This window comes from Azoarcus sp. KH32C (genome assembly GCF_000349945.1).
Lineage (GTDB): Bacteria > Pseudomonadota > Gammaproteobacteria > Burkholderiales > Rhodocyclaceae > Aromatoleum.
Genome location: NC_020516.1, coordinates 3404298 through 3415921, shown reverse-complemented (window position 1 = coordinate 3415921; position 11624 = coordinate 3404298). Strand labels below are relative to the sequence as shown.

Here is an 11624-nt window from a genome sequence, read left to right as displayed (position 1 = left end):
GCGGTAACGCAAAAAAAATTTGGCATCGGGCGAAAACGGTCCACGGGCCTTTGTTGATAGAATTACGGCATATGGTCCTTGCTTGAGTGCAGCCATGGATGATCCGGAACGAATCGCCCTGCAGGTCGTGGAGCGCCATCGTCGCGAGCCATCGCAACTGCTTCAGATCCTCATTGAGACACAGGACGCGCTCGGTCATCTTTCGGCGCGAAGCCTGACTCATATCGCGGCACTGCTGGATCTTCCGCGCGCGCGTGTCGAAGGCGTCGCAGGCTTCTACAGCTTCTTGTACGGCCGCCCGGTCGGGCGCTACCGCATTCTGTTCTCCGACAACATCACCGACCGGATGCTCGGTAATCGAGACTTGTTGGCGGAATTGTGTGCTTCCCTTGGAGTCGCGCCGGGGACAGTGTCGTCGGATGGCTTGGTGAGCGTCGATACCACATCCTGCACCGGTATGGGCGACCAGGGGCCGGCGGTGCTGGCGAACGGCATCGCTGTTACCCGGCTCGATCGGCACCGCGTCGCAGAGATCGCCGAACTGGTGCGGCAGCAGGTACCGGTCGCCGCATGGCCGTCGGAGTATTTCCGCGTCGACGACAACATCCGTCGGCGGGATGCGTTGCTCGGCGGACGGTTCAGGCCGGGGGAGGCCTTGAGTGCGGCGATGCGCCGCGGGCGTGATGGCTGGCTGCAGGAGATGCGCGTCTCCAATCTGCGAGGCCGGGGTGGCGCGGGTTTCACGACCGCCGTGAAATGGACGTCGTGCCGCGACGCACCGGGCGCCGACAAGGTGGTCGTGTGCAATGCGGATGAGGGGGAACCAGGCACCTTCAAGGATCGGGTGCTGCTGACGACCTACGCGGACGAGGTGTTCGAAGGGATGACTCTGGCGGCGTGGGCGACCGGCGCGCGACAGGGGCTGTTGTACCTGCGGGGTGAATACCGTTATTTGCTGCGGCACTTGAAGGATGTGCTGACGGTACGACGGGCGGCCGGCCTGCTCGGTGGCACGATCCTCGGCGAGCCGGGGTTCGATTTCGACATCGAGATCCATCTCGGCGCCGGCGCGTACGTTTGCGGCGAGGAAACGGCATTGCTCGAATCGCTGGAGGGCAAACGCGGCACGCCGCGCATCCGTCCTCCATTCCCGGCGACGCGGGGGTATCTGGGGCGTCCGACCGTGGTGAATAACGTCGAGACGCTCGCCAAGGCGACGCTCATCGCGCTGGAGGGGGGAGCAGCGTTCGCGGCGACCGGCACGGCGCAGTCGACGGGTACGAAGCTGTTGTCGATTTCAGGAGACTGCGCGGCGCCCGGTGTCTACGAATACCCCTTCGGCGTCACCGTCGCCCAAGTGCTGGAGGATTGCGGAGCACAGGACACCGAGATGGTGCAGGTCGGCGGGGCATCGGGCGTGACGCTGGCGAGCTATGAATTTCACCGTCGGATCGCGTTCGAGGACGTGCCGAGCGCCGGGGCGTTCATGGTCTTCAATTCGCGGCGGGATCCGTTCGAGGTGGCGCGCAATTTTGTCCATTTCTTTGCGCACGAGAGCTGCGGCTTCTGCACCCCGTGTCGGGTCGGCACTTCGCTGCTGAAGGGCTACATGGACAAACTCGCCAGCGGTCATGGGGCGAAGATGGACCTCGCCGACATCGAGTGGATCGATCGTCTGTTGAAGAATGCGAGCCACTGCGGTCTCGGCTCGAGCGCGCCGAACGCGGTGATCGATACGCTGGTCAAGTTCCGGCCGGCGTATGAGCGGCGTCTGCAGTCGCTGGAGTTCCAACCGGCCTTCGATCTTGATGCGTCGCTCGCCACGGCACGGCGCCTGACCGGCCGAGACGACACCAATGCGCATTTCGACGCCAGCGGAGAGGCACGATGAGTGGAAAATTCCTGTTCGACGGCCAGCCCGTTCCGTTCGAGGACGGACAGACGATCCTGCAGGCCGCCCGCTCCGCCGGGCATTACATTCCTCATCTGTGCTGGCATCCGGATTTCCCGGCGCACGGGTCCTGCAAGCTCTGCATCGTCAAGGTTGGAGGCCGGCACGTGTCGTCCTGTGCGCTGCCGGCGCGCGACGGCATGGAAGTCGAGAGCAATACGCCCGAGATCAACGGCGAGCGGCGCGCGCTGCTGCAGATGCTCTTTGTCGAGGGCAATCATTTCTGCCCGTCCTGCGAGAAGAGCGGCAACTGCCAGTTGCAGGCGCTGGCGTACGAACTGGAGATGAACAGCGCGCGGTTCGCGCATTTCTTTCCTGATCGCCCGGTCGACGCTTCTCATCCGGACGTCTTGCTCGACTTCAACCGCTGTATCTTCTGTGAGCTTTGCGTCCGGGCTTCCCGCGACGTCGACCGGAAGGCCGTGTTCGCGCTCACCGGGCGTGGCATCCGGAAACACCTGGTCGTCAATGCGGAGTCCGGGCGGCTCGCGGATACGGATTTCTCCGCGGCCGATCTCGCGGCCAACATCTGCCCGGTCGGTGTGATCCTGAGGAAGCGAGTCGGTTTCGCTGCTCCGATCGGGCAGCGCAAGTACGATGTCGCGCCGATCAGCAAGGTGGCGATGGAGCGTGACGAATGACCGACAAAGCGCCCTTGCCGAAACTGCGTGTCGCGACGACGTCGCTTGCGGGTTGTTTCGGATGCCACATGTCCTTTCTCGACATTGACGAGCACCTGTTCGAGCTCGTCCAGATCGTCGAGTTCGACCGCTCGCCGCTCACGGACATCAAGCATTGCGGACCTTGTGACATCGGGTTGATCGAAGGCGGCGTCTGCAACGCAGAGAATGTCCACGTGCTGCGCGAATTCCGCGCGAACTGCAAGACGCTGATCGCGGTCGGCGCGTGTGCGATCAATGGCGGTTTGCCGGCTCAGCGGAATCATCTTGATCTCGGCGATTGCCTGCAGCAGGTCTATGTCGGGCGCGACGGCATCGAGGGCGGCCGCGTGCCGGACGACCCCGAACTGCCGCTGCTGCTTGACAAGGTGCACCCGATCCACGAAATCGTGCGGGTCGATTATTTCATCCCGGGCTGCCCGCCTTCAGGGCCGGTCATCTGGAAGTTCCTGACCGATCTGATCGGGGGGCGCACGCCACGACTGTCGCATCCCTTGTTGCGTTTTGACTGAGGTGGGTATGGCTTCGTCGCTTGAAACCGCCGAAAACCGGGGCGACTTGCGCCGGGTGGTGATCGATCCGGTATCGCGGGTCGAAGGCCATGGGAAGGTCACGCTGCTGCTCGACGAAGCGGGACATGTTCGCGAGGCGCGGCTGCACATCGTCGAGTTCCGGGGGTTCGAAGTCTTCATCCAAGGACGTCCATACTGGGAAGTGCCCGTGATGGTGCAGCGGCTGTGCGGCATCTGTCCGGTGAGCCACCATTTGGCGGCATCGAAGGCGCTCGATCATGTCGTCGGCGCCGCCGCGATCACACCGACGGCCAAAAAGCTGCGTCGCCTGATGCATTACGGGCAGATCCTGCAGTCGCATGCGTTGCATTTCTTCCACCTCTCGTCGCCGGACCTGCTTTTCGGTTTTGAGTCGGAGGTGGGGCGGCGCAATGTGGTCGGCGTGGCGGAGACCTACCCGGAGGTGGCGCGCCAAGGTGTGATGCTGAGGCGTTTCGGTCAGGAGGTGATCCGGGCGACCGCGGGCAAGCGCATCCACGGGACAGGCTCCGTGCCGGGAGGCATGAACCGACACCTGGCGGCGGAGGATCGCGACGCGCTGCGGGCCGACATCGGCCAAGTGATCGAGTGGAGTCGTGCTGCCGTCGAACTCGTGAAGCGGCTGCACCGGTCGAATCCCGGTCTCTACGACCAGTTCGGCGCGTTTCGCGCGAATATGATGAGCCTCGTCCGCGACGACGGCGCAATGGATTTGTATGACGGCGCGCTGCGTTTCCGCGACGGAGACGGCGACATCCTTCTCGATGGCATTCCGGATGCCATGTATCGCAGCGTGATCCGCGAACAGGTCAAGCCCTGGAGCTACATGAAGTTCCCCTACCTGCAGCAGCTCGGTCCGGACGATGGCTGGTATCGGGTCGGGCCGCTCGCGCGGGTGCAGAACTGCGACTTCATTCCGAGTCCGCTCGCCGAAGCCGAACGTCGCGAGTTCATCGATCACGGCAACGGGAGCCCGGTCCACGCGACGCTCGCCTATCATTGGGCGCGCATGATCGAGATGCTGCATGCGGCGGAGGTCCTACGGGATCTGCTCGACGACGGCGATCTCCTTGCCGGTTCGCTGCTTGCGGGCGGTGAGCGGCGGCTTGAAGGGATCGGCATCATCGAGGCTCCGCGCGGCACGCTGATCCATCACTACGAGGTGGGCGACGATGACCTGGTGACGATGTGCAACCTGATCGTCTCGACAACCCACAACAACCAGGCGATGAACACCGCAGTGCGTGAGGTGGCGCGTCGCTACCTCGATGGTCGCGAGCTGACCGAAGGCTTGCTCAACCACATCGAAGTGGCGATCCGGGCCTATGATCCCTGTCTGTCCTGCGCGACGCACGCGTTGGGGAAGATGCCGCTCGCACTCGAATTGATCGAAGCCGATGGCAGCGTCGCCGGCAGGCTCGTGCGTGACTGACCGTCGGTTGGTCGTGTTCGCCGTCGGCAACGAGTCGCGTGGCGACGACGCGCTGGGACCGATGCTCGCGTCGCGAATGGAGCCCTACCTGCCGAAGGGAACGAGGCTGATCGTCGATTTTCAGCTGCAGGTGGAGCACGCGCTGGAACTCGAGGGGGCAGAGCTCGCCTTGTTCATCGACGCAAGCTGTATTTCCGAGGCGCCCTTCACGTTTCGCGAGGAAATTCCGAGCGGAAGGAGTCCGACTTTCTCGCATGCGCTGGAGCCGAAAGCGGTCCTTGCGGTGGCTCGCCGGCTGGATGCGAGGCCGCCTCCGGCCTTCGTGTTGGGCATCAGGGCCCAATCCTTCGAACTCGGAGAAGGACTGTCCGAGCGGGCGCGCAGCGACATCGAAGACGCGCTGGCCTTTGTTCGCGACCTGCTCGGTGAGCTGGACGTGAATCGTTGGCGCGCTATCGCCCGCGGTCTGTCCCTTCAGTGACCGTGATGCGTTCTGCCGGCGTCCGGGATGAGTAGCGTTACGTAATTGGCAAGGTCGAGTTCGGCGCACTCACGGATGTTGCGGAAGCTGGGGGGCTGCATGTCGAGGGTCGTCCAGATAACGGGCGAGACACGTTCGGCGGCCGAGGTGCTGGATTCGTTGTTCTGATCGGCTTCTGCGATACGCGTTGCGAGGTGTACGATCGCCGCCTCATAGGCGCTCTCCGCAGCGAGGCGGGGGACGAGTTGCGCGCCGATGATCTTCGCGAAGCAGGACGGCAGTTTCCAGTGCGACATCAGCGTCGCGCCGACCTCCACGTAGTCGCAGCCCACGATTCGGCGTTCCGCCTCGTGGAGCGGTTCTGCGTTGCGCTTCGACGCATCCGCTGCCTCGTGGGTCAATTCCGGGACGGACTGGTGCATGACGAGATGGCCGATGTCGGCCAGCAGCGCGATCACGAACAGGCGCTCGGCACCCAGAATCCCGTGGCTGCGACCGATTTCGCGCGCGGCGAGGCCGCGCATGACGCTGCTGCGCCAGAAGGCAGGCATATCGAAGCGCTGCGGCTTGAGGGCCGAGAAAGCCGCGCTGACGGATATGGCCAGTACGAGGTCGTGGACCTGCTGCATCCCGAGAATGGTTACCGCGCGGGTGATCGTTTCGATCTTTCCGCCATAGCCGTAGAACGCGCTATTGACGAGACGGAGCAGGCCCGCCGTCAGGGCTGGATCTGCGCTGATCGCGTGGGCGATCGCGGCACATGATCCAGCCGGTTTGTCCATCTCGTCCCTGACCTGGACATAAACGGTGGGCAGGGGGGCGAGGGATGCGACAGTCGTGACAAGTTCGGCTGCGGAGTGCATGGCGGGGCGGCTTCAGACGGGGGCGGAGGCGGGCGGGGAGTCCACCGGGGCGACGAGGTCGCGGTATGCATGCCAAGTGGCATGGCCGACGATCGGCATCAGGACCACCAGCCCGAGGTGGAAGCTCGCAAAGCCGAGCAGGGTGAGCGTGACGATCAAAGCGGCCCAGATCGCCATCGCCGCAGGATTGCGCGCCAAGGCGCCGACGCTGGCGAGCATCGACGAGATGGCGTCCTGATCCCGGTCGAGCATCAACGGCACGGAGATCACGCTGGCGGCGAATACGATCGTCGCGAACAGCAGGCCGACGCCAAAGTACACGAGCAGGAATTCGATGTTTTCCATCGCCAGGACCTCCGTCAGGAAGCCGGACAGGTTCGGCATCTCGTTGGTGTAGAACAGCGCGAAGACCACGAGCGACGCACGCGCCCAGACGAGAAACACGATGCCGAGGACGACGGCGAAGATGCCGATGTTGCCGGCGTTGCGTGTCCACACGGTGAGTGTCGGACTCAAGGCGCACTGCTGACCCTCTTCGCGCCTCCGGCTGATTTCGTACAGGCCCATCGCCAGGAAGGGGCCGAGCAGCAGGAAGCCGGAGGTCAGCGCCGCCGTGTACTCGTAGGCGTGCTCGAATACGGCCGTCACGAGCAGGCCCATCGCGGCAAAGCAGAAACCGTAGAACAGGCTTGGCAGGGGGCAGGCCTTGAAGTCGCCGATTCCCTGGCGCATCCATCGCAGCGGCGCCATTGCGTCCACTTCGCGGATCGTTGGAAAGACCGGTTCATCCGTCGCCGCCTCGCTGTCGAGTTGTTCCGACATGGCTCTCTCCTGTTGTGGTGACTGCCATCGGTCGAGCGACGGGGTGGGCCCCGTTTTGTTATGTCATGCGCGTTCGAGGAAGCCGCGAATCGCGTCGCTCACCGCATCCGGCGCTTCGGCCATCATGGCGTGGCCTGCACCTTTGATACTAATCATATGCGCGCCGGAAGGCGTGTCAATTAATGCTTCTTGTAGTGGTGTTATTGCCTTGCGGGGAGTCATCTGGTCGCGCTCGGCGCAGATCAGTGCCGTCGGGACACGAATGCTGCGAGCCGCTTCCAGCCCGTTCTGGTAGGCGTTGCAGGCGGCGAGATCGGTCGCAAGGACGCCTTCGCGCTGGCGCTCCATCAGCCGTATATTGAGCCCGGTGAGCGAGACGCCCGGAACCGGGCTTTCGCCGAGCTGCGAGGTCGGCGTGTAGGACCACTGGTTGATCATCAGGTGCGCGGTCCTGCGATCGTGGCGTGCCGCTTCGAGGAGCGGTGCGGCGACCGGCATCGGCGCGACGCAGCCGATCAACAGCAGCTTTGTTGCGCGCGATTGCAGTTGTGCGGCGGCTTGCAGCGCCACGAGGGAGCCCATGCTGTGGCCGGCGAGGGCGGCCTGGGGGGCCCCGACCGCGTCGAGGAGGGTTTCGATCCAGCTTGCGAGCGCTTCGATGCCGGCCAGGGGGGCACCGCCGGAGCGTCCGTGTCCCGGCAGGTCCGGGGCGAGGACGGCGTAGCCGTGATGGGCGAGCTTGCGGGCCTGGTAGTTCCACACGCTGTGGTCGTGGCCGGCACCGTGGATCAGGACGACGACGGGCAGGCGGCGATCGAAGGGCTTGCCGCCCGTGTAGGCGAAGATCGGGGTGTTGTCGAGAGTCAATTCCATCGCATCACCCTTGAACGGCACGGCCGGCGGCGTAAAGGCCGCGGTTGAGGTCTTCGATCAGGTCGATGCCGTTTTCCAGGCCCACTGACAGTCGGACCGTGCCTTCGCCGATGCCCGCCGCACGCAGGTCTTCCGCAGACATGCGGAAGTGGGTGGTACTGGCGGGGTGGATCACGAGCGACTTCGCGTCGCCGACGTTCGCGAGGTGGGAGAACACGCGCAGGGCTTCGATGAAGGCGCGCCCCGCCGCGCGGCCGCCCTTGAGTTCGAAGGACAGCACGGAGCCGGCGCCTTCCGGAAGCAGGCGGGCGGCGAGTTCGTGGTCGGGGTGGCTGGCCAGACCCGGGTAGGCGACGCGTTCGACGAGCGGGTGCTGTGCGAGGTGTTCGGCCACGGTGCGGGCGTTGGCGACATGCGCGCGCATGCGCAGCGGCAGGGTCTCGATGCCTTGGAGGATCTGGAAGGCGTTCATCGGCGACAGGCAGGCGCCGAAGTCGCGCAGACCTTCGCGACGGGCGCGCAGCAGGAAGGCGGCGATGGGCGATTCCTCGGCGAAGTCCATGCCGTGGAAGCCGGCGTAGGGCTCGGTCAGCGTCGGGAAGAGGCCCGATGCTTCCCAGTCGAAGCGGCCGCCATCGACGAGCAGGCCGCCGACGGCGACGCCGTGTCCGCCGAGGAATTTCGTCGCGGAATGCATGACGAGATCGGCGCCGAGATCGAAGGGGCGCTGCAGGCAGGGCGTCACGAGGGTGGCGTCGACGAGCAGCGGCACGCGGTGCTCATGCGCGATGTCGGCGACGGCCGGGATGTCGAGCACGTCGAGGCCGGGGTTGCCGAGCGATTCACCGAAGAAGAGGCGTGTTTCGGGCCGGACGGCGGCGCGCCAGGCTGCGGTGTCGTGCGGATCGACGAAGGTCGTGTGGATGCCGAATCGAGGCAGCGTGTAGGCCAGCAGATTGTGCGACCCGCCATAGAGCGCGCGCGACGCGACGATGTGCCCGCCGGCGCCCATCAGCGTGGTGATCGCAAGGTGCAGTGCCGCCTGGCCGCTCGCCACGGCGACCGCGCCGACTCCACCTTCGAGTGCCGCGACGCGCTCTTCGAGCATCGCGTTGGTCGGGTTCGAGATGCGCGTATAGACGTGGCCCGGACGTTCCTGGTTGAAGAGCGCCGCAGCCTGGTCGGCGTCCGCGAAGACGTAGCTCGTCGTGAAGTAGATCGGTGCCGCGCGGGCGCCGAAATGGGGGTCGGGGGATTGTCCTGCGTGCAGGGCGAGCGTCTCGGGGCCGGCGGTCCTGGGCTGGGTCATCGGGTCGTTGTCGGGTGTCGGTTTCAGGCGAATTCGTCGGGTTCGAGCATGTGCTCGATGACCGTGATGCGGTCCTTGAGCGCGAGCTTGCGCTTCTTCAGGCGGCGCAGGAGGAGTTCGTCTTCCTGCGGGGAGCCCTGGAGCCGCGAAATGGCGTCGTCGAGATCGCGATGCTCGGTCCGAAGTTCGGTGAGCCGGATCTGCAGGCTGGTGACGTCGTCGAAGGAGTCCTCGCTCATCGCTTACCTAAAGGAGTTTGAGGTGGGCACCGGTTCGGTGCTGGACCGCAGTATGTTATGCGCGGGCGCCGGGAGATGACAACTTGTTGCGGCGCCGCGCGCGGGAGTATGGGATGGCGACGTCGTCTCAATTGCTGATCGCGCTCAGGATCACGTGGTGAGCGCTGCGTGCGGTATCGAGCAGGGCGCTCAGTTCTTCCTTGGCGATGCCATCGGGCGCAGTGTCGGTGACGGCGAAGCGGCGGTCGGTTCCGAGCAACTTGTCGAAGGGGTTGGGAATTTCCGCCGACAGGGAGGCGACGAACAGTACGTCCGACAGATCCTTCGGCGGCCACGAACCGCCGTAGGGGTCGTCGTAGTTGAAGGCGTCGATGATCGATTCGGGAAGTTCGAAGGTTTCGAGGATCGCGCGGCCGACCGGTTCGTTCCAGGCCGATACGAACTCGGCGAATCGCGTCGTGTCGTGTTCGAGTGCCGGGTAGTCGGCGGCCCGCGCCACGAGGAGGAATTCCCCGATGTCGACCATCATGCCGGCGAACATCGCTGTATCCGGGCTGCCGACCTTGAGTTCGTGCGCGAACGCATAGGCCCACGAGGCGACGTCCACGGAATGCATCCACAGTCCGGACGCGATCGCGCGCATCTTCGAAGAGCGGTGGTCCTGCGCGAGTTGCTCGGCGGCGACGGCGAAGGCGAGGCAGCGCAGGGACGCGAGCCCGATGCGCTGAACGGCATCGGTGACGTTGGTGATCGGCGAGCCGTACGGGTTGAGCGCGACCGCGTTGGCCATGCGGACGACCTTGGCACTCAGCACAGGCTCGGTCCTGACGACGGCCGCGATCTGCTCGAGCGACGAATCAGGGTTGTCGGCGAGTCGTTTGACGCGGAGGGAGATGTCGAGCGACGTCGGAAAGCTGAGTTGCCCATCGTTGAGCTCAGCTTCGATCCGGTCAGCGAATGCCTGCGCTTGGGATTCGAATTCCTGCATGTCGATCTCCGCTGGATGTCACTGTCACAGTTTAGCCCGCATCCGCCCGGGCAGGGGGCGGACTAGCTTGGCGCGGTGCCGTCGAGTGTGCCGATCAGCGGAGACAGTTGCTGCAGGCAGTTCTTGTCGTCGTGGGCTTCCGCACGCAGGTGCAGGTTGCGGGCGAGGTTGCGCATGCGCCAGTCGACCTCGCGGACCACCAGGTTGATCTCGGCGACGACTTCGGCGTCGAGGACGTCGGCGCCCAACGTGGCTGCTTCGACGACGCCGGTGGAGCGTAGCGACTTGTCGAGGTTGTAGAGAAGCAGCAGCGCGCTTTCCGCAGTCTGGCGCAGGAAGGGGGTTGCGGCCGTGGCCCGGAGCGATTCGGCGCGGCGGATCGTGGTAATGACGCGTCCCATGCTGGCCTTGACCCCTGCGACGAAGCCGCCGTCGGCCGGTGTGCCGAAACTGTCGTCGCCGTGGCGCAGTGCCTGGGTGATGACGGCAACGGCGTCGTGGTCGAATTCCTCGGGCACGATGCGCAGCGCCAGCGCGGCACGCAGCGGTGCACCCGCGTCGCCGCGCGACAGGATCGCTGCAACGGAGTCGGCGACGGCAAGCCAGCTGCCGAGGCGGTGGTGCTTGCTGCGCTCGAGCTGATTGGGGTAGCCGCTGCCGTCGAGCCGTTCGTGGTGCTGGGCGACGCACTGGCCGACGATCGCGGGCAGCGTCGTGAGCTCGGCGATCAGCAACTGCCCGATGCGCGGGTGGCTGGCGACGTGCTTCCATTCTGCCGGCGGCAAGCGGTAGCTGTCGCGCAGGTAATCGGGGTTGATGTACATCTCCCCCAGGTCATGCAGCAGCGCGGCCATCAGCAGGTGCTGCGCCTCGTGCTCGCTCACCGAGAGCCGTGCCGCGATGCCGGCACTCACCAGGATCGTCCCGATGGCGTGCTTGAAGGCGTTGCTGCCCTTGGCGTGTGCCGAGGTGAGCAGCAGGCGCAGCGGCTGCGGGAGCGCCGTGTTGCGCATGCTGTTGATCAGGGAGATGGCATCGCGATTCACGATGCGGCGGAATAGCGGGTTTTCGTCGAGCCGGGCGCGGCAAGCGCCGACGACGTCGCCGAACGCCACTGCGCCGTCGACCGCGAGGGTTGCCTCGAGCGGCTTAGCGAGCTTGCGGCGCAACAGCTTTTCCTGGAGCTCGGCCGAAACGGGCTTGCCCTTCGCCCAGAGCTTCATGCCGCGCTCGTCGTAGATGTCTTCCGAGGCCTCGACGGTGCGGGTCTCGGAGAGTTCCACGATGCTGTTGAGGCAGTGCTCGTTGACGGAATTGAAGAGCATGTTGTCGCTGTGTGGGGGTGAGGCTCGGGCCAAACGCTGATGCGCAGAGTGGCGGACCAGGAATACTAGCATTTCGGGAGCGGCACATGGCGCTGAGGTCGTGAACCCGG

The 11624-nt window shown here is 65.1% G+C and carries 12 protein-coding genes; 5 read left to right on the top strand and 7 right to left on the bottom strand.

What is annotated here, in order from left to right; genetic code table 11:
• Nucleotides 1–94: 94 nt before the first annotated feature.
• From AZKH_RS15055 to AZKH_RS15035, 5 genes are read left to right on the top strand one after another with little or no spacing between them, the layout of a single operon-like run.
• Complete coding sequence (locus AZKH_RS15055; protein ID WP_015436647.1) at nt 95–1891, top strand: NAD(P)H-dependent oxidoreductase subunit E; 1797 nt, start codon at nt 95–97, stop codon at nt 1889–1891.
• On the top strand, nt 1888–2592 hold the full coding sequence (locus AZKH_RS15050) for a 2Fe-2S iron-sulfur cluster-binding protein (protein ID WP_015436646.1): 705 nt from the start codon (nt 1888–1890) through the stop codon (nt 2590–2592). Before AZKH_RS15055 ends, AZKH_RS15050 begins: the two co-directional genes overlap by 4 nt.
• Nucleotides 2589–3143, top strand: coding sequence for a nickel-dependent hydrogenase small subunit/hydrogen dehydrogenase delta subunit (locus AZKH_RS15045; RefSeq protein ID WP_015436645.1), 555 nt, complete (start codon nt 2589–2591; stop codon nt 3141–3143). The genes AZKH_RS15050 and AZKH_RS15045 overlap by 4 nt, the downstream gene beginning before the upstream one ends.
• A 7-nt stretch (nt 3144–3150) precedes the next feature.
• On the top strand, nt 3151–4614 hold the full coding sequence (locus AZKH_RS15040; RefSeq protein WP_015436644.1) for a Ni/Fe hydrogenase subunit alpha: 1464 nt from the start codon (nt 3151–3153) through the stop codon (nt 4612–4614).
• On the top strand, nt 4607–5095 hold the full coding sequence (locus AZKH_RS15035; protein WP_041657381.1) for a hydrogenase maturation protease: 489 nt from the start codon (nt 4607–4609) through the stop codon (nt 5093–5095). Before AZKH_RS15040 ends, AZKH_RS15035 begins: the two co-directional genes overlap by 8 nt.
• On the opposite strand, the gene AZKH_RS15030 is transcribed toward AZKH_RS15035, so the two are convergent.
• The 7 genes from AZKH_RS15030 to AZKH_RS15000 all read right to left on the bottom strand — a co-directional run bounded on the left by AZKH_RS15030 (nt 5089) and on the right by AZKH_RS15000 (nt 11514).
• Nucleotides 5089–5958 carry an HDOD domain-containing protein gene (locus AZKH_RS15030; RefSeq protein ID WP_015436642.1) on the bottom strand — a complete coding sequence of 290 codons (870 nt, stop codon included), beginning with the start codon at nt 5956–5958 and terminating at the stop codon, nt 5089–5091. The two genes, AZKH_RS15035 and AZKH_RS15030, sit on opposite strands and share 7 nt — an antisense overlap.
• Nucleotides 5959–5970: 12 nt before the next feature.
• Nucleotides 5971–6780 carry a DUF2189 domain-containing protein gene (locus AZKH_RS15025; protein ID WP_015436641.1) on the bottom strand — a complete coding sequence of 270 codons (810 nt, stop codon included), beginning with the start codon at nt 6778–6780 and terminating at the stop codon, nt 5971–5973.
• A 63-nt stretch (nt 6781–6843) separates the two neighbouring features.
• Nucleotides 6844–7653: an alpha/beta fold hydrolase gene (locus tag AZKH_RS15020; protein ID WP_015436640.1), complete on the bottom strand. Its 810-nt coding sequence runs from the start codon at nt 7651–7653 to the stop codon at nt 6844–6846.
• Between the two features lie 4 nt (nt 7654–7657).
• Nucleotides 7658–8962 carry an O-acetylhomoserine aminocarboxypropyltransferase gene (locus AZKH_RS15015; RefSeq protein ID WP_015436639.1) on the bottom strand — a complete coding sequence of 435 codons (1305 nt, stop codon included), beginning with the start codon at nt 8960–8962 and terminating at the stop codon, nt 7658–7660.
• A 23-nt stretch (nt 8963–8985) separates the two neighbouring features.
• On the bottom strand, nt 8986–9201 hold the full coding sequence (locus AZKH_RS15010; RefSeq protein WP_015436638.1) for a YdcH family protein: 216 nt from the start codon (nt 9199–9201) through the stop codon (nt 8986–8988).
• Nucleotides 9202–9328: 127 nt separating this feature from the next.
• Entirely contained in the window at nt 9329–10189 is an 861-nt protein-coding gene (locus tag AZKH_RS15005; RefSeq protein WP_015436637.1) for an HDOD domain-containing protein, read from the bottom strand.
• Nucleotides 10190–10251: 62 nt separating this feature from the next.
• On the bottom strand, nt 10252–11514 hold the full coding sequence (locus AZKH_RS15000; protein WP_015436636.1) for an HD-GYP domain-containing protein: 1263 nt from the start codon (nt 11512–11514) through the stop codon (nt 10252–10254).
• Nucleotides 11515–11624: the final 110 nt, after the last annotated feature.

Coding starts and splice junctions, on each gene's coding strand:
- AZKH_RS15000 (WP_015436636.1), bottom strand. CDS start 11,514: ATGCTCTTCAATTCCGTCAACGAGCACTGCCTCAACAGCATCGTGGAA.
- AZKH_RS15030 (WP_015436642.1), bottom strand. CDS start 5,958: ATGCACTCCGCAGCCGAACTTGTCACGACTGTCGCATCCCTCGCCCCC.
- AZKH_RS15025 (WP_015436641.1), bottom strand. CDS start 6,780: ATGTCGGAACAACTCGACAGCGAGGCGGCGACGGATGAACCGGTCTTT.
- AZKH_RS15015 (WP_015436639.1), bottom strand. CDS start 8,962: ATGACCCAGCCCAGGACCGCCGGCCCCGAGACGCTCGCCCTGCACGCA.
- AZKH_RS15005 (WP_015436637.1), bottom strand. CDS start 10,189: ATGCAGGAATTCGAATCCCAAGCGCAGGCATTCGCTGACCGGATCGAA.
- AZKH_RS15045 (WP_015436645.1), top strand. CDS start 2,589: ATGACCGACAAAGCGCCCTTGCCGAAACTGCGTGTCGCGACGACGTCG.
- AZKH_RS15020 (WP_015436640.1), bottom strand. CDS start 7,653: ATGGAATTGACTCTCGACAACACCCCGATCTTCGCCTACACGGGCGGC.
- AZKH_RS15050 (WP_015436646.1), top strand. CDS start 1,888: ATGAGTGGAAAATTCCTGTTCGACGGCCAGCCCGTTCCGTTCGAGGAC.
- AZKH_RS15040 (WP_015436644.1), top strand. CDS start 3,151: ATGGCTTCGTCGCTTGAAACCGCCGAAAACCGGGGCGACTTGCGCCGG.
- AZKH_RS15055 (WP_015436647.1), top strand. CDS start 95: ATGGATGATCCGGAACGAATCGCCCTGCAGGTCGTGGAGCGCCATCGT.
- AZKH_RS15010 (WP_015436638.1), bottom strand. CDS start 9,201: ATGAGCGAGGACTCCTTCGACGACGTCACCAGCCTGCAGATCCGGCTC.